Below are 16,615 nucleotides of genomic sequence, written 5' to 3' on the forward strand. Positions count from 1 at the left end.
TCAGGCCTTGGCTTCGGCGGGTTTGCCCTGCTGTTGCTGGCCCGGCCGCGCACCCTGCTGCTGCGTTGTATTGAGCGGATCGTCGCGCCGCTGGACGGATCCTTCGAAATGGGCGCCGCTTTCGATGGCGATGGTCTTGTGGATGATGTCGCCCTCGACCCGCGCGGTCGACGTCAGGCGCACCTTCAGGCCGCGAACGCGGCCCACAACGCGGCCGTTCACGACGACGTCGTCGGCCATGACCTCGCCCTTGATCGTCGCGCCTTCGCCGACGGTGAGCAGATGGGCGCGGATGTCGCCCTCGACCGTGCCCTCGATCTGGATGTCGCCGGTGGTCTTGAGGTTGCCCTTGATCGTAAGGTCCGACGACAGAACCGATGCCGGCGGCTTGGACTTCGGCGCACTGGACGGCTGGAAATCGGTCGTGGTCTTCGGGGCGGAAGACGACGCCTCGGGGGTTTTCGGACCCTGGCCTTCGCCCTGCTTGGGGCCGGGCTCGTTGATCTTGCTCTTAGAAAACATCTTTCGCAGCCTTGATGTAGGTCATCGGATTGACGGGCTTGCCGCCGACGCGCACTTCGTAATGAAGGTGGGTGCCGGTGCTCCGGCCAGTGTTCCCCATATCACCGATCTGGTCCCCGCGCGAGACCTTTTGCCCGACCTTCACCCGAATCCGCGACATGTGGGCGTAGCGCGTCTCGATGCCGAACTCGTGCTTGATCTTCACCAGATTGCCGTAACCCGACATGCGGCCGGCATAGGTCACCACGCCGTCCGCCGTCGTGTGGATTGGCGTGCCGTGCGCCCCGGCGAAATCCGTGCCCTCGTGCATGCGGCCCCAGCGCGGGCCGAAGCCACTGGTATAGCGGAACGACTGCTTCACCGGGATGTCGAACGGCGCCTTCTCGGCCGCGATACGGTAGAGGTTCATGCGGTCGAGCCGCTCGAGGATCGAGTTGGCGCGCAGCGTATCGTCGTCCGGGCCTTGGCCCTTGGTGGACATGCGCAGCGCCGTCAGCGGGCCGCCCTGGCCGGAATAGCCGCGCCGCACGGTGTCCAGAAGGTCGTCTGCGTCCAGGCCCGCGCTTTCGAACATCTTGTCGAGCGGCTTGACCGAGATCGTCAGCGCGTCCTCGAGCTTGCTGAAGATCAGCTCGTTGCGGTCCTGCTGGAGCCGGGCCTCGAGGATCATCTCCTCGGCGAATGCCTCGGCTTCCTCGGCCTCGGCGGCGAGGCTGTCGCGCTGGTCCGCCGTGTCGCCCAGCGCGTCGGCCAGCATGTCCAGCGTGGCCTCCATGTCGGCGACGCGGTGCTCGTCGGCCTCCGCCGCCGTGCCGCCCTCGACCTGAAGCGCCAAGGTGCGGGTCTGGTCGCGCGCGGCGTCGCGTTCCTGCATGGCGCGGCGCAGGGTGGCCTGCGTCACCTCGATGCCGGTCTCGAGCTCGCGGCGGCGGGTTTCCGAGGCCAGTAGTTCTTCCTGCATGCGCGACACCTGCGCGAGCGCGACGTTGAACCGCTCGATCGCCTGGCGCGCGTCTTCGGCGCTGGCGTCGCGTTCGGCGGAGAGCGCGTTGAGCCGCTCTTCGTAAAGCGCCTGTTCACGCTTGGCGAGCTCGCGCACGTTGCCCGAGCCGATGCTGTCCATCAGGAGGATCGAGGTCGCCACGATGGTCCAGCCGACCACGAGTGCGCTGCCGCTCACCGCCATCAGCTGCGTCGCGGGCGCGAGGCGAACGAACCGGGTTTCGGTGTCCGACCGCAGAAACAGTCGCCGTTCGGGGAACGCGCGCGCGAGCGCAGCGTTCACCATCGTCAGTTTCCCGTGTGCCACGTGCCCGTCTGTCCCTTGCTGTTCTTGTCGTGCAGCAGGCGGCTCCCCAACCGCCGGTGGTTAATCGGTCCATAACGGGCGCGTGAGGGTGCTGCAACGATTTCGGCCGCATGTTGCGCCCGTGTCGCGGTTGCTTGCCGGCGATGAGCGGTAATCCGCCGAAAGTTGCGCCCGCAACGGTCCTGCAACGCTGTGGTGCAAGACCGGAATCATGAATGTCGATGGGCGGATCGCGGATCCCGCTGAATCGCAAGGGAAATGATTCGAAATATTTTGTCGACTTGAGGGAACCCGCCGGTCCAACCTGCGTAGGCGTGATGGTTCCGCACAATCGGGACCGGCGGGGACGGGCGGGTCCGCGTCGGCAGGATGGGCGGCCGGCGGCCCCGCTTTCGTCGGTCGAAGCGTCGGGGGGCGACGTCTTTGAAGTTGAGTGGTTTCAGGGTGGTGGCGCAGCGCGCACCGATGCGGGACGGCAGCGGCGCTCAGGCGCATGCCTGCGACCTGCAAAACGTAGTGCGCGACGCGCTGGACCACGTGGCGCGGTTGGCCGAGGCGCGCCGCGGCGTCGCCGCCGCGCCCGCGGACGTGGTCGCCTGCGCCGAGGCGCTGCGCGACCGCGATCCAGCGGTTGCGCGCGCGGTGGTCCGACGGCTGCGGGCGCGCGGGCTGAGCGATGAGCGGATCCAGATTGACTGCCTGGCCGAAGCGGCGCGGCACCTGGGCCGCCTGTGGGAACGCGACGAGATGCCGTTCTGGGAGGTCACGCTGGCCACGAGCCGCATCCACGGGCTCCTGCGGGAGTTGCGCGCCGACGTCGCCAGCGGGGAGGTTCGTGCGTCCGGGGTCCGCTACGCGCTCTTTGCGCCGGTTCCGGGCGAGGATCACGTGCTGGGCAGCATGATGGCCGCCGACGTCTTTCGCCGCGCGGGCTGGCGGATCGACCTCGAACTCGACATCGACGCCGCCACGCTGCTGGAGATCCTCGAGCGGCGGCAGCCGCCGGTGGTGGGTCTGTCAGCCAGCGGTGAACGGCCCGCGCGGATCCTGTCTGACCTGGTGGCGCGGATACGTACCGTGGCGCCCGGCGCCTGCGTGGCTGTGGGCGGAAACGTCGTCGCGGCCTGCCCGGCTCAGGCGGCCGCGTCCGGCGCGGACCTTCTTGTGGAGGACGTGCACGAGGCGATGTCTCGCCTCGCACAAGAGGCAGACGTGCGCACGGGCCGCTGAGGCCGAGTGCCGCGCTTGATCCGGCTCAAATCCCTCGCACGGCGTCGAGCACATCGTCGACGTGGCCGGGCACCTTCACCTTGCGCCAGACCCGCGCGACGTTGCCCTCGGCGTCGATCAGGAAGGTGGACCGCTCGATCCCCAGGAACGTCGTGCCGTACATGCTTTTTTCCTTCCACACGCCGTAGCGTTCGCAGACGTCGCTGTCTTCGTCCGACAAAAGCGCCACGCGCAGGCCGTGCTTGTCGCGGAACTTGTCGTGCTTGGCGACGGGGTCCTTCGACACGCCGAGGATCGTCGCGCCCTCGGCCTCGAACGCGTCGAGCTGTTCGGTGAAGGCGATGGCCTGCTTGGTGCAGCCCGAGGTGTCGTCGCGCGGATAGAAGTAAAGCACGACGGGTTTGCCCCGAAGCTCCGAAAGCGTGACCTCGCCGCCGCCGTCGCGCGGCAGGGTGAAGTCGGGGGCGGCGGTTCCGGTGTCGAGCATTGGGGTCATCCCTCAGCGCGTTGTGATTACCGGTTGGGTTCTAGATCGTCTGCCGGCAAGATAAAGCCCGCGCAGGCAGGACGCTGGCGACTACGGCATGACGGAACGGGCAGAGCAGACGACGCGCACGCGCGGGCCGTCGCGCCGGCGGCGCGCGGCGCGGCTGGGCGCGTGGGTGGTGTCGTCGATCCTGACGCTGGCGCTGATCGCGGGCCTTGCCGTCCTGTCGTTCACCGGGCGCAGCGTGGATCTGCCGGTCTGGGTCACCGACCGGATCGAGGCGCGTCTGAACGCGCGGCTCGACCGCTTCCGCATCGAGCTGGGCCGCGCGGCGGTGGTCGTGGGGCAGGACGGTGTTCCGCGCGTGCGCCTGCGGGGGGTGGAGCTGTCCGATGCGGGCGGCGTGCCGCTGGCGCAGCTCAACGACATCGGCGCGGCGTTCGACCCCGTGGCGCTGTCGCGCGGGCAGGTGCTGCCGCGCCGGCTGCGACTGGCAGGGGCGCAGGCGACGGTGCGCCGCCGCGCCGATGGCGGGTTCGAGCTTTCGCTGGGCGGCGGCGGGCAGTCCTTCGAAGGGATCGGCGGTCTGCTCGATGCGCTCGACGCCGCTTTCGCTGCGCCGCCCTTCACCGGGGTGGAGCGGATCGAGGCGCGGGACCTGACCGTGACGCTCGAGGATGCGCGCACCGCACGGGTCTGGCAGGTCACCGGCGGCACGCTCCTGCTCGAGCGCGATGCGGACGGGCTGGGCGTGACCGTCGTGGCCGAGGTCTTCAACGGGACGGAGGACCTGGCGCGCCTGCAACTTTCGGTCGCCACCGACTCCGACGACGCCTCGGCCGCGATCAGTGCGACGGTCGAGAACGCGGCGGCGGCGGACATCGCGCTGCAATCCCCTGTCCTGTCCGTTCTGCGCGTGCTCGAAGCGCCGATCTCGGGCGCGTTCCGCACCACGCTCGACACGACTGGCGCGCCCGAAGGCTTCGCCGGGACCTTGGAAATCGGATCGGGCGCGGTGCATCCGACGCCTGCCACCCGGCCGGTCGCCTTCGACAGCGCCAAGGCGTATTTCAGCTATGACCCGGCCACGCAGAAGATTGCGCTCAGCCAGCTCACCGGTCGGTCGGACTTCGCCACCTTCGAGGCCGAGGGGCACGCGTACCTGCGCGAGACGGGGCCGGGCGGCTGGCCGAGGGCGCTGGTGGGGCAGTTGCGGGCCGACCGGCTGCGCGCCTCGGCCGAGGGCGTGCTGGCCGTACCGGTGAGCTTCGCCTCGGCCACAGCGGACCTGCGCCTGCGGCTCGACCCCTTCACGCTGGAGATCGGGCAGCTCGTCCTGTCGGGGGCGAACGGGCGGCACATCCGGGCCGACGGCTCGGTCACCGCCGCGCCCGAGGGCTGGGACGTGGCCGTGGACCTTTCGGCCGAGGCGGTATCGGCGGCGCGGGCCAAGGCGCTGTGGCCGCTGGCCGTAGCGCCGAAGACGCGCGACTGGCTCGACCGCAACATCGTGTCCGGCGAGATTACGGATCTCGAGGCCGCCTTGCGCCTCGCACCGGGGCAGGACCGGCGGCTCGCGGCAAGCTTCGCCTTCCGCGACGCCGAGGTCGGGTTCCTGAAACAGATGCCGCCTCTGACCGGCGCAGCCGGCCATGCCTCCATCGCCGGGAACCGCTTCGCGCTGACGCTCGACCGGGGCGGCGTGGTTCTGCCGGGCGGCGGCACCGTCAGCGCCGCGGGCTCGACCCTCACCGTGCCCGACACGCGGCAGAAGCCTGCGCGGGGAGAGTTCCGCCTGCACACAGAGGGCACGCTTTCCGCCACGCTGGAGTTGATCGATCAGCCGCCGCTGTCGGCGTTCCGTACCGGCCCGCCGCCCGAGGTGGGCGAGGGGCGCGCACTGCTCGACACCGCCTTCGCCCTGACCTTCGGCCGCAAGCTGCGGGAGAACGAGATCACCTATGCCACGAACGGCTTGCTGCGGGACTTCGCCTCGGACACGCTCGCCCCCGGCCGATCCATTCGTGCCGAGGCGCTGGAGGTCGAGGCGACGCCGTCGGCGGTGCTGGTCTCGGGCGATGCGACGCTCGACGGCATCCCGCTGACGGCACGCTGGCGGCAGGGGCTGTCGCCGGAAGAGCGGGGGAGCAGCACCCTGCGCGGCACGGTCGAGCTGTCGCCCCGCGCGCTGGACGCCCTTGGCGTGGCGCTGCCGGAGGGCAGCGTTTCGGGCCGGGGGACGGGCGACGTGACGCTGACGCTGGAGAAAGGGGCGCCGCCCGAGGTGCTGCTGACCTCGGACCTGTCCGGCCTGCGCCTGTCGCTGCCCGCGCTGGACTGGGCGAAGCCGGCGGAGGCGACGGGGCGTCTGGCCGTCGAGGCGACGCTGGGGCCGACGCCCGAGGTCGGCCGGCTGGAGGTCGAGGGCGGCGGACTGTCGGCCGTCGGCCGCCTGGACCTTGCCCCGGGCGGCGGGCTCGAGGCGGCGCGCTTCGGCCGCGTACGCATCGGCGACTGGCTCGACGCGCCGGTGACGCTGACGCCGCGGGGATGGGGGCAGCCCCCGGCGATCGCGCTGCGCGGCGGCACGTTCGACCTGCGCGCGGCGGAGTTCGGCGAAGGCGGCTCCGGCGGCGGCGCGCGCGGACCGATCGACATCGCGCTCGATCGGCTGGTGATCACGGACGGCATCGCGCTGACCGACGTTCGGGGCGAAATCGACGGGGGTGGCGCGGTCAGCGGCGTGATCACCGGCCGCGTGAACGGCGGCGCGCCCGTCCGCGCGACGCTCGTCCCGTCGCAGCGTGGCACTGCGATCCGCGTGCTCTCGGACGACGGGGGCGGGGTGTTCCGCGATGCCGGCATCATCCGGACGGTGCGGGGCGGGGCAATGGACCTGATCCTGAACCCCACCGGCGCGCCCGGCACCTATGACGGCAGGCTTCGCGTCACCGGCACGCGGATGCGCGACGCGCCCGTGATGGCCGAGCTTTTGAGCGCGGTCAGCGTCGTCGGCCTGCTCGAACAGCTCGACGGGCAGGGCATCCCGTTCGAAGAGGTTCACGCCGACTTCCGCCTGACTCCCGACCGGGTGGTGCTGTACGATTCCAGCGCCGTGGGGGCATCGCTTGGCATCTCGATGGACGGCGTCTATGACCTGCGCAGCAAGCGCATGGACATGCAGGGCGTCGTGTCACCCATCTATCTGGTCAACCGCGTCGGATCGGTCCTCACCCGCAGGGGCGAGGGGCTGTTCGGCTTCAACTTCACGCTGCGCGGCCCATCCGCGTCGCCGAGCGTCGGGGTCAACCCGCTGTCGATCCTCACGCCGGGGATGTTCCGCGAGATCTTCCGCCGTCCGCCGCCCGAGAGAGGCGCACGATGAAGCTGTCGGACTTCGACTTCGACCTGCCCGAGCGGCTGATCGCCACGCGACCGGCGCGCCCGCGCTCTTCCGCCCGGCTGCTGGTGGCCGAAGGCGATCGGATCACCGATGCCGTGGTGCGTGACCTGGGCCGCTGGCTGCGGCCCGGTGACCGGCTGGTGCTCAACGACACCAAGGTGATCCCGGCGCGGCTGTCGGGCCAGCGTTTCCGCGACGGGGCGGAGGGACGGACGGCGGCGCGCATCGAGGTGACGCTGCTCGAGCCGCGGGCGGACGGGGCGTGGAGCGCGCTGGTCAAGCCGCTCAAGAAGATCCGCGACGGAGAGGTCATCGTGTTCTCCGACGCGCTGACCGGCACGCTGGACAGCCGGGGCGAGGGACAGGCGGCGATCCGCTTCAACCTGGCGGGCGAGGATTTCGATGCCGCGCTGGCCGAGGCCGGGGCGATGCCGCTGCCGCCCTACATCGCCGCCAAGCGCCCCGCGGACGAGCGTGACCGCGAGGATTACCAGACCGTCTGGGCCCGGCACTCCGGCGCGGTGGCCGCGCCCACCGCCTCGCTGCATTTCGACGCGCCGCTGCTGGCCGAGTTGCGCGCGATGGGCGTCGAGTTCACCCACGTTACCCTTCACGTCGGCGCGGGCACCTTCCTGCCGGTGAAGGTCGACGACATCACGCAGCACAAGATGCACGCCGAGTGGGGCGAGGTGACCAAGCAGGCGGCCGGCGAGATCAACGCCACCCGCGCCGCCGGCGGCCGGGTCATCCCGGTGGGCACGACCGCGCTGCGCCTGATCGAGAGCGCGGCGATCGAAGACGGTATCGCGCCGTGGCGCGGCGACACCGACATCTTCATCACGCCGGGCTTCCGCTTCCGCGTGGCCGGCGGGCTGATGACGAACTTTCACCTGCCGAAGTCGACGCTGATGATGCTGGTCTCGGCCCTGATGGGACCCGAACGCATCCGCCGCATCTATGCCCACGCCCTTCACGAAGAATACAGGTTCTTCTCTTACGGAGACGCATCCCTTCTGTTACCCGCCGCCTGAGAGCGACGGGCAGGCGTCGCCGCCGGGGCAGACGGGCCGCCGGCGGGGCGCTAGCCCGTTTTCACGTCGGAACGACACGGAGACCGGATGCTACAGGTACTGAGGAGTTCGTGGCCGCTGCTGCTGGGCATGGGGCTGCTGATGGTGGGCAACGGCCTGCAGGGCACGCTGCTGGGCGTGCGCGGCGGGATCGAGGGGTTCTCGACCTTCGAGATGTCGATCGTCATGTCCGCCTATTTCCTCGGCTTCCTGGGCGGCTCGCGGCTGGCGCCCGAGCTGATCCGCCGCGTCGGGCACGTGCGGGTCTTCGCGGCACTCGGGTCCTTCATCTCGGCGGTGCTGATCCTTTATCCCTCGATCACCGAGCCATGGGCCTGGACCCTTCTGCGGGTCATCATCGGCTTCTGCTTCTCGGGCGTCTACGTGACCGCCGAAAGCTGGCTGAACAACTCGGCCACGAACGAAACGCGCGGGCAGGCGCTGTCGCTCTACATGATCGTGCAGATGGCCGGAATCGTGTCGGCGCAGGGCCTTTTGAACCTGGGCGACCCGTCGGGCTTCATCCTGTTCGTGATCCCGTCGGTCTTGGTGTCGGTGTCCTTCGCGCCGATCCTTCTGTCGGTGAACCCGACGCCGGCCTTCGACACCGCCAAGCCGATGAGCCTGCTGCAGCTCTTCCGCTTCTCGCCGCTGGGCTTCGTCGGCATGACGCTGATGGGCGGCGTGTTCTCGGCGCAGTTTGGCATGGCGTCGGTCTATGCCACCGATATCGGGCTGAGCGTGGCGCAGATCTCGCTGTTCATATCGGCCATCTTCCTGGGCGGGCTGGTGCTGCAATTCCCCATCGGCTGGGCCTCGGACCGGATGGACCGGCGGCTGCTGATCATGATCGTGGCGCTTGCGGGCGGCGCGGCGGGCGTGCTCGCCGCCGTGGCGGGTGGCGTCTTCGCGGTACTGCTGATCGCCGCCTTCCTGGTGGGCGGGGCGGTCAACCCGCTCTATTCGCTGCTCATCGCCTATACCAATGACTATCTGGCGCACGAGGACATGGCCGCCGCGTCGGGCGGTCTGATCTTCGTCAACGGCGTCGGCGCCATCGCGGGCCCCATCGTCACCGGCTGGATGATGGGTGTCATCGGCGCGCAGGGCTTCTGGATTTTCGTCGCGGCGCTGATGTTCATTGTCGGCGGCTACGCGGCCTACCGGATGACGCAGCGCCCGGCCCCTTCGGCGGACGAGACGGCGGCCTACGCGCCCGTCATGGCGACAGCGTCGCCGGTCGCGGTCGAGGTGGCGCAGGAATGGGCGATCGAGACGGCCGAGGAAGAGGCCTCCGAAAGCGACCCGCCCCGCGCCGCATGAGGCTTGCGGCGGTGTGAATGTTTTGCGACGCTTCCGCCGAGCGGTCGGCGGAGGCGGAGCGAGATATGGCGACACCGGACGATGTCCTGGCTTTCTGGCTGGACGAGGTGGGGCCCGAGGGTTGGTACAAGGGCGAGGCGCTGGACGACGCGGTGCGCGATCGGTTCTTGGACGCCTGGGAAAGTGCGGCGCAGGGGGCGTTCGCGCTTTGGCTCACATATCCCACGGGGACGCTGGCCTATATCATCCTGACGGACCAGTTCCCGCGCAACATGTTCCGCGGACAGGCGACGGCGTTTTCGACCGACACGGTGGCGCTGGCGGCCGCCAAGATGGCCATCGCCCGCAACTGGGACATGCGCATCGACGAACCGGCGCGGCAGTTCTTCTATCTCCCGCTGATGCATTCCGAGAACCTGTGCGATCAGGACCGCTGCGTGCGCCTGATGCTGACACGCATGCCCGAGACGGGGGCCGAGAATCTGATCCACGCCAAGGCGCACCGGGACGTCATCCGCCGCTTCGGCCGCTTCCCCTTCCGCAACCAGGCGCTGGGGCGCACGCCGCAGACGGGCGAGGCGGAATTCCTCGAGCAGGGGGGCTATGGCGCCGCGGTGCGGGCCGCCCGCGCCGACGCCGCCTGACCCGAGCGCCCGGGGCGCATTGAAGCCGCCATTCCAATGGTCTAGCGTGCCCGCCGACCAGAGGCAGGAGCGGCAAGACATGGCACAGACCTTCGACATGATCGTGATCGGCGCGGGACCGGGCGGCTACGTCGCCGCGATCCGCGGCGCGCAACTGGGCCTGAAGGTCGCCATCGTCGAGCGCGAGCACATGGGCGGCATCTGCCTGAACTGGGGCTGCATCCCGACGAAGGCCATGCTGCGCTCGGCCGAGGTGTTCCACCTGATGGAACGGGCCAAGGATTTCGGCCTGTCGGCCGAGAAGATCGGCTATGACATCGACGCGGTCGTTAAGCGGTCGCGCGGGGTGGCCAAGCAGCTGTCCTCGGGCGTGGGCCACCTGATGAAGAAGAACAAGGTCACGGTCGTGATGGGCGAGGCGACGCTCCCCGGGAAGGGCCGCGTGTCGGTGAAGACCGACAAGGGGACCGAGGAGCTGACGGCGAAGAACATCGTGCTGGCCACCGGCGCGCGGGCACGCGAGCTGCCGGGGCTGGAGCCCGACGCCGATCTGGTCTGGAGCTACAAGCACGCGCTCGTCCCGCCACGGATGCCCAAGAAGCTGCTGGTCATCGGCTCGGGCGCGATCGGGATAGAGTTCGCGAGCTTTTACAACACGCTGGGCGCCGAGACGACGGTGGTCGAGGTGATGGAGCGCATCCTGCCCGTCGAGGACGCCGAGATCAGCGCCTTCGCTAAGAAGCAATTCGAGAAGCAGGGGATGACGATCCTGCAAAAGGCCATCGTGAAGGACCTCGACCGCGGCAAGGGCAAGGTCACGGCCTCGATCGAGACCGGCGGCAAGGTGGAGAAGCACGATTTCGACACGGTGATCTCGGCCGTGGGCATCGTGGGCAACACCGAGGGGCTCGGGCTGGAGAAGCTTGGCGTGAGCGTGGATCGCACGCACGTGGTGGTGGACGAGTACTGCCGCACCGGGGTCGAGGGGCTATACGCCATCGGCGACCTTGCCGGCGCGCCGTGGCTTGCGCACAAGGCCAGCCACGAGGGCGTCATGGTGGCCGAGCTGATCGCGGGGAAGAACGACGTCCACCCGGTGCGCCCCGAGAGCATCGCCGGCTGCACCTACTGCCAGCCGCAGGTCGCCTCGGTCGGTCTGACCGAGGCGCAGGCGAAGGAGAAGGGCCACGAGGTCAAGGTGGGCCGCTTCCCCTTCATCGGCAACGGCAAGGCCATCGCGCTGGGAGAGCCGGAGGGGCTGGTCAAGACGGTGTTCGACGCGACGACCGGCGAGCTGCTGGGCGCGCACATGGTGGGCGCCGAGGTGACCGAGCTGATCCAGGGCTACGTGGTGGGCCGGACGCTCGAGACCACCGAGGAAGAGCTGATGAACACTGTCTTCCCGCACCCGACGCTGAGCGAGATGATGCACGAGTCGGTTCTGGACGCCTACGATCGGGCGATTCACTTCTGAGGTGAAGGGGCAAAGCCCCTTCGGCGCCTGCGGCGGGCGGGGCGTGGGGGCTGTCCGCCCCCTCTTGAGCTTCGCTCAATTCACCCCCGAGGATGTTTCAGGACCGAAGATGGACCCTCAGCTGTAGGCGATGAGGCGGCCGCAGATCAGCGCGGCGGGCCAGATCGCCAGAGAGGCGAGGGCGGCGGCGCGCTGCCGCGCCGGCGGGATATCGGCGAGCGCGGGGTGGAGTGCGGCGTTCAGCAGGCCGAGGGCGACCAGGGAGAGCTTCGCCAGGAACCAGCGATTGCCGATGTAGTCGCTGGCCTGCGTGAAGAAGAGGAGAGCGCCGAAGGTGGCCGCAAGGGTGAGACCCGTGGCTGCGATGGGGCGGAGCAGGGCGACCGTTTCGGGCAGGGCGGGACGGCGCATTAGTCCGAGCAGGCGCAGGTCCATGGGCACGACCGCCCCGATCAGCAGGGCGAGGCCGAGGATGTGGCCGGCGTTGACCAGCGGGTAGGTCCAGCGCGAGGCCTTCAGGTGCTGGGCCAGCGCCGTGGCCTCGAGCGCGGCGGCGAGGTCGGTCAAACCCGATCGGGATAGAGCACGTACTTCTGTCCGCCGATGACCACCGCCTCGGCCTTCACGATCAGCTGCTCCGGGTCGGCGGATCGTTCGCCGAGCACCGTGATTTCGGTCCCGGGCGACAGCATCTCGTCCGTCAGCCCGGCCTGCTGGTTGCGCCAGGGCTGGCCCACTTGCGCCATCCAGAGTTCGCCGTTGGCGTCCACGGTCAGCACGCCGTGCGGGTTGCCGAGATCGGCGTGCGTGATGATGCCGGTCAGCTCGAACTGGCCACCATCGGTCCAGCGCCAGCCGTGGTGGGCGGCCGAGGGCAGGGCGATCGCGCCGAGCGCGGCGGCGAGGACGAGCCGTCTGGTCAGGGGCATGATCCGTCTCCTCTGCATCTGGTCGCAGCATAGCGGCTGATGTGGCGGCATGCGGTGACGATTGCGTGCGCCGGGAAGCGGGCGTAGAGCGCGGGGCATGACAACCGCCGTCGCCCCCGCCCCGACGCTCGCCGACTGGACCCGCATCCTCGGGCTCTTCGTCGCCGGGCTGTTCGCCGCCGCGCAATTCGCCAAGGTGGCGGTCGCGCTGCCTTGGCTGGCGCAGGTGTACCCGCAGGCGGGCGGCTGGCTGCCCTTCGCGGTGTCGGTCAACGGACTGGCGGGGGTCGTGCTGGGCGTGATGGCCGGCGGGCTCGTGGCGCGGGAGGGGCCGCGGCGGATGCTGGCGCTGGGGCTGGCTGGCGGCGGCGCGCTGTCGCTGGTCGAGGCGCAGCTGCCCGGCTTCGCACCGTTCATGGTCCTGCGGCTGGCTGAGGGGGCGACGCACCTGGTGATCGTCGTCGCCGCGCCCACGCTGATGGCGGCGAGCGCGCCGGGCGCGGCGCGGCCGGTGGCGATGGGGCTCTGGGGAACGTTCGTGGGCATCGGCTTCGCCGCGACGGCGGTACTGGGCGCGCCGCTCCTGGACCTCGGCGGTGTGCCGATGCTGTTCGCGGCGCACGGAGCGGGGATGCTGGCGCTGGCAGTCATTCTGCCGCCGATCCTGCCGAAGGTCCTGACGTCGCCCGAGCGGCTGGGCTGGACCGCTGCGCATCTGGGCACTTATGGCAGTGCTCGCCGGGCGGGGCCCGCGCTGGGGTTCGTCTGGTACACGCTGAACTTCGTGGCGCTGATGACGCTGATGCCGCCGATTCTGGGGCCGCAGGCGGCGGTGGTGCTGCCGGTGGTGGCGCTGGTCGGCACGTTCGGCGCGGGCTTCGTCGCGAAATTCGTGGCGCCGATGCAGGTCGGCATGGCGGGCTTCGCGCTGACGATGATCACCATGCCCGCTGTCTGGCTGGTGCCCGAGGCGGCGCAACTGCCCGTTGCGGCGCTGGCCTTCTGCGTCATGGGGATGGTGCCGGGGGCGACGTTCGCTGCCGTGCCGGCGCTGAACCCGCTGTCGCCGGACCAGGCGAAGGCGAACGGCGCCATCGCACAATTGGGAAATGTCGGGTCGACCTTCGGAACGCCGCTCTTCGCGGTCGCGTTGATGGCCGGACCGATGGGGTTGTCGCTCATGTCGTCGGCGCTCTGCCTCGGCGGGATCGCGACGCTGGCAATCCTGCATGGAAAGGTGGCCGGAGACCGTGACGATTTGTCCGCGTTCCGGTAATGTTCTGTCAAGAGGTTGGCGACTCGCGGGCGCTTGCCTATCTGAAGCCAATTCGTCTCCGAGGTAGGTCATGGCCGAGCTGAAGCACATCGAAGTCCGCGGCGCGCGCGAGCACAATCTGAAGTCCATCGACGTCGACATCCCCCGCGACGAGTTGGTGGTCATCACCGGACTGTCGGGCTCGGGCAAGTCGTCGCTGGCCTTCGACACGATCTATGCCGAGGGGCAGCGCCGCTACGTCGAGTCCCTGTCGGCCTACGCGCGCCAGTTCCTCGACATGATGGAGAAGCCGGACGTCGATCACATCAGCGGCCTGTCGCCGGCGATCTCGATCGAGCAGAAGACGACCTCGAAGAACCCGCGCTCGACCGTCGGCACGGTGACCGAGATCTACGACTACCTCCGCCTGCTCTTCGCCCGCGCCGGCACGCCCTACAGCCCCGCCACCGGCCTGCCGATCGAGGCGCAGCAGGTGCAGGACATGGTGGACCGGGTGATGGAGATGGAGGAGGGCACGCGCGGCTACCTCCTCGCCCCGATGGTCCGCGACCGGAAGGGCGAGTACCGCAAGGAGTTTCTCGAGCTGCGCAAGCAGGGCTTCCAGCGGGTGAAGGTGGACGGCGAGTTCTATGACCTCGACGAGCCGCCGACGCTGGACAAGAAGTTCCGCCACGACATCGACGTGGTCGTGGACCGCATCGTGGTGCGTGAGGGGCTCGAGACGCGGCTGGCCGACTCGTTCCGCACGGCGCTCGACCTCGCCGACGGCATCGCCGTGCTCGAAACCGCCCCGCGCGAGGGGGAGGGCGAGCCGGAGCGGATCACGTTTTCCGAGAATTTCGCCTGCCCGGTCAGTGGTTTCACCATCCCCGAGATCGAGCCGCGGCTGTTCTCGTTCAACGCGCCCTTCGGGGCCTGCCCGTCCTGCGACGGCCTGGGTGTCGAGCTGTTCTTCGACGAGCGGCTGATCGTGCCGGACCAGAACCTGAAGATCACCGACGGGGCTATCGCGCCCTGGCGCAAGGGCAAGTCGCCGTACTTTACCCAGACGATCCAGGCGCTCGCCCGGCACTACGAGTTCGACCCGAAGGCGCGGTGGAAGGATCTGCCGGCCCACGTCCAGCAGGTGTTCATGCACGGCACCGGCGACGAGGAAATCCCGTTCCGCTTCGACGAGGGCGGCCGCGTCTACAACGTCTCGCGCCCCTTCGAGGGCGTGATCCCGAACATGGAGCGGCGGTATCGCGAGACGGACAGCAGCTGGATCCGCGAGGAGTTCGAGCGCTACCAGAACAACCGGCCCTGCGGCACCTGCAACGGCTATCGCCTGCGGGAAGAGGCGCTGGCGGTGAAGATCGCGGGCCTGCACGTGGGTGAAGTGGTCGAGAAGTCGATCAAGGAAGCCTACGACTGGACGCTGACCGTTCCGGACCACCTGACGAAGCAGAAGAACGAGATCGCGCGCGCCATCCTCAAGGAGATCCGCGAGCGGCTGGGCTTTCTCAACAACGTCGGGCTGGAGTACCTGACCCTGTCGCGCAACGCCGGCACCCTTTCGGGCGGCGAAAGCCAGCGCATCCGGCTGGCCTCGCAGATCGGGTCGGGGCTGACCGGCGTGCTCTACGTGCTCGACGAGCCGTCCATCGGCCTGCACCAGCGCGACAACGACCGGCTGCTGACGACGCTGAAGAACCTGCGCGACCAGGGGAACACGGTGATCGTGGTCGAGCATGACGAAGAAGCGATCCGCGAGGCCGACTATGTCTTCGACATCGGCCCCGGCGCGGGCGTCCATGGCGGGCAGGTGGTGGCGCATGGCACCCCGGCTCAGATCATGCAGAACCCGGATAGCGTCACCGGCGACTACCTGGCCGGACGGCGCGAGATCGCGGTGCCGGCCGAGCGGCGCAAGGGCAACGAGAAGACGCTGACCGTCGTCAAGGCGCAGGGCAACAACCTCAAGGACGTGACGGTGGACTTCCCGCTGGGCAAGTTCGTCTGCGTCTCGGGCGTCTCGGGCGGGGGCAAGTCCACGCTGACCATCGAGACGTTGTTCAAGACAGCCTCCATGCGGCTGAACGGCGCCCGGCAGACGCCCGCGCCTTGCGAGACGATCAAGGGGCTCGAGCATCTCGACAAGGTCATCGACATCGACCAGCGGCCCATCGGGCGGACGCCGCGTTCGAATCCGGCCACTTACACCGGGGCCTTCACCCCGATCCGCGACTGGTTTGCCGGGCTGCCCGAGGCGAAGGCGCGCGGCTACAAGCCGGGGCGCTTCAGCTTCAACGTGAAGGGCGGACGGTGCGAGGCGTGTCAGGGCGACGGCCTGATCAAGATCGAGATGCACTTCCTGCCCGACGTCTATGTCACCTGCGAAACCTGCGGCGGCAAGCGGTACAATCGCGAGACGCTGGAAATCCAGTGGAAAGGCAAGAGCATAGCCGACGTTCTTGATATGACGGTCGAAGACGCGCAGGAGTTCTTCAAGGCCGTCCCGTCGATCCGAGAGAAGATGGACGCGCTTATGCGGGTGGGCCTTGGCTATATCAAGGTCGGTCAGCAGGCCACGACCCTTTCGGGGGGAGAGGCGCAGCGGGTGAAGCTTTCGAAGGAGCTTGCGAAGCGGTCAACGGGCCGCACGCTCTACATCCTCGACGAGCCGACGACCGGCCTGCATTTCGAGGACGTGAAGAAGCTTCTCGAAGTGCTGCACGAGCTGGTGGACGCCGGGAACACGGTCGTGGTGATCGAGCACAACCTCGACGTCATCAAGACCGCGGACTGGATCGTGGATATCGGCCCCGAGGGCGGCGACGGCGGCGGCACGGTGGTGGCGACCGGCACGCCCGAGGACGTGGCCGAGGTCGCCGAAAGCCACACGGGCCATTACCTCAAGCCGATGCTGCGGCCGAGGAAGGTGGCGGCGGAGTGATCCGCCGCCGCCA

13 protein-coding genes are annotated in these 16,615 nt (G+C 69.2%); 8 read left to right on the forward strand and 5 right to left on the reverse strand.

Annotated features, from left to right (window positions below; translation table 11 throughout):
- Together BM162_RS07300 and BM162_RS07305 are read right to left on the reverse strand one after the other, a co-directional pair.
- A complete protein-coding gene (locus BM162_RS07300; RefSeq protein ID WP_093419816.1) occupies nt 1-522 on the reverse strand; it encodes a bactofilin family protein in 522 nt (173 codons plus the stop codon).
- Complete coding sequence (locus BM162_RS07305) at nt 512-1,810, reverse strand: M23 family metallopeptidase (protein WP_177215093.1); 1,299 nt, start codon at nt 1,808-1,810, stop codon at nt 512-514. The genes BM162_RS07300 and BM162_RS07305 overlap by 11 nt, the downstream gene beginning before the upstream one ends.
- Nucleotides 1,811-2,260: 450 nt before the next feature.
- Here BM162_RS07305 and BM162_RS07310 point away from each other — a divergent pair, with 450 nt between their 5' ends.
- A complete protein-coding gene (locus BM162_RS07310; RefSeq protein WP_143096114.1) occupies nt 2,261-3,061 on the forward strand; it encodes a cobalamin B12-binding domain-containing protein in 801 nt (266 codons plus the stop codon).
- A 25-nt stretch (nt 3,062-3,086) separates the two neighbouring features.
- On the opposite strand, the gene bcp is transcribed toward BM162_RS07310, so the two are convergent.
- Entirely contained in the window at nt 3,087-3,548 is a 462-nt protein-coding gene (gene bcp, locus BM162_RS07315; protein ID WP_093419821.1) for a thioredoxin-dependent thiol peroxidase, read from the reverse strand.
- Between the two features lie 97 nt (nt 3,549-3,645).
- Between bcp and BM162_RS07320 the strand changes: the two genes are divergently transcribed.
- The 5 genes from BM162_RS07320 (at nt 3,646) to lpdA (ending at nt 11,462) form a co-directional block, all read left to right on the forward strand.
- Nucleotides 3,646-6,933, forward strand: coding sequence for a YhdP family protein (locus tag BM162_RS07320; RefSeq protein ID WP_093419824.1), 3,288 nt, complete (start codon nt 3,646-3,648; stop codon nt 6,931-6,933).
- Entirely contained in the window at nt 6,930-7,982 is a 1,053-nt protein-coding gene (queA, locus tag BM162_RS07325; RefSeq protein WP_093419826.1) for a tRNA preQ1(34) S-adenosylmethionine ribosyltransferase-isomerase QueA, read from the forward strand. Before BM162_RS07320 ends, queA begins: the two co-directional genes overlap by 4 nt.
- An 87-nt stretch (nt 7,983-8,069) precedes the next feature.
- Nucleotides 8,070-9,344, forward strand: coding sequence for an MFS transporter (locus BM162_RS07330; protein ID WP_093419829.1), 1,275 nt, complete (start codon nt 8,070-8,072; stop codon nt 9,342-9,344).
- Between the two features lie 65 nt (nt 9,345-9,409).
- The gene (locus tag BM162_RS07335) at nt 9,410-9,988 is read left to right on the forward strand and encodes a DUF924 family protein (RefSeq protein ID WP_093419832.1); all 579 of its coding nucleotides are present in this window, start codon (nt 9,410-9,412) and stop codon (nt 9,986-9,988) included.
- Between the two features lie 79 nt (nt 9,989-10,067).
- Nucleotides 10,068-11,462, forward strand: coding sequence for a dihydrolipoyl dehydrogenase (gene lpdA, locus BM162_RS07340; protein WP_093419835.1), 1,395 nt, complete (start codon nt 10,068-10,070; stop codon nt 11,460-11,462).
- A gap of 117 nt (nt 11,463-11,579) precedes the next feature.
- On the opposite strand, the gene BM162_RS07345 is transcribed toward lpdA, so the two are convergent.
- Both BM162_RS07345 and BM162_RS07350 read right to left on the reverse strand, forming a co-directional pair.
- Nucleotides 11,580-12,029, reverse strand: a complete 450-nt coding sequence (locus tag BM162_RS07345) for a hypothetical protein (RefSeq protein ID WP_093419838.1) — start codon at nt 12,027-12,029, stop codon at nt 11,580-11,582.
- Complete coding sequence (locus tag BM162_RS07350; RefSeq protein ID WP_093419841.1) at nt 12,026-12,391, reverse strand: DUF6152 family protein; 366 nt, start codon at nt 12,389-12,391, stop codon at nt 12,026-12,028. The genes BM162_RS07345 and BM162_RS07350 overlap by 4 nt, the downstream gene beginning before the upstream one ends.
- Before the next feature lie 97 nt (nt 12,392-12,488).
- On the opposite strand from BM162_RS07350, the gene BM162_RS07355 reads away from it, so the two are divergent.
- Both BM162_RS07355 and uvrA read left to right on the forward strand, forming a co-directional pair.
- Nucleotides 12,489-13,667 carry an MFS transporter gene (locus BM162_RS07355; protein ID WP_093419843.1) on the forward strand — a complete coding sequence of 393 codons (1,179 nt, stop codon included), beginning with the start codon at nt 12,489-12,491 and terminating at the stop codon, nt 13,665-13,667.
- A gap of 70 nt (nt 13,668-13,737) precedes the next feature.
- The gene (gene uvrA / locus BM162_RS07360; protein WP_093419846.1) at nt 13,738-16,602 is read left to right on the forward strand and encodes an excinuclease ABC subunit UvrA; all 2,865 of its coding nucleotides are present in this window, start codon (nt 13,738-13,740) and stop codon (nt 16,600-16,602) included.
- Nucleotides 16,603-16,615: the final 13 nt, after the last annotated feature.

This window comes from Tranquillimonas alkanivorans, assembly GCF_900115595.1.
Classification (GTDB): Bacteria; Pseudomonadota; Alphaproteobacteria; order Rhodobacterales; family Rhodobacteraceae; genus Tranquillimonas; species Tranquillimonas alkanivorans.

What these genes read in the sequence shown, in the direction of transcription:
- BM162_RS07300 (WP_093419816.1), bottom strand. Translation starts at nt 522, where the DNA reads ATGTTTTCTAAGAGCAAGATCAACGAGCCCGGCCCCAAGCAGGGCGAA.
- BM162_RS07305 (WP_177215093.1), bottom strand. Translation starts at nt 1,810, where the DNA reads ATGGTGAACGCTGCGCTCGCGCGCGCGTTCCCCGAACGGCGACTGTTT.
- bcp (WP_093419821.1), bottom strand. Translation starts at nt 3,548, where the DNA reads ATGCTCGACACCGGAACCGCCGCCCCCGACTTCACCCTGCCGCGCGAC.
- BM162_RS07320 (WP_093419824.1), top strand. Translation starts at nt 3,646, where the DNA reads ATGACGGAACGGGCAGAGCAGACGACGCGCACGCGCGGGCCGTCGCGC.
- queA (WP_093419826.1), top strand. Translation starts at nt 6,930, where the DNA reads ATGAAGCTGTCGGACTTCGACTTCGACCTGCCCGAGCGGCTGATCGCC.
- BM162_RS07330 (WP_093419829.1), top strand. Translation starts at nt 8,070, where the DNA reads ATGCTACAGGTACTGAGGAGTTCGTGGCCGCTGCTGCTGGGCATGGGG.
- BM162_RS07335 (WP_093419832.1), top strand. Translation starts at nt 9,410, where the DNA reads ATGGCGACACCGGACGATGTCCTGGCTTTCTGGCTGGACGAGGTGGGG.
- lpdA (WP_093419835.1), top strand. Translation starts at nt 10,068, where the DNA reads ATGGCACAGACCTTCGACATGATCGTGATCGGCGCGGGACCGGGCGGC.
- BM162_RS07350 (WP_093419841.1), bottom strand. Translation starts at nt 12,391, where the DNA reads ATGCCCCTGACCAGACGGCTCGTCCTCGCCGCCGCGCTCGGCGCGATC.
- BM162_RS07355 (WP_093419843.1), top strand. Translation starts at nt 12,489, where the DNA reads ATGACAACCGCCGTCGCCCCCGCCCCGACGCTCGCCGACTGGACCCGC.
- uvrA (WP_093419846.1), top strand. Translation starts at nt 13,738, where the DNA reads ATGGCCGAGCTGAAGCACATCGAAGTCCGCGGCGCGCGCGAGCACAAT.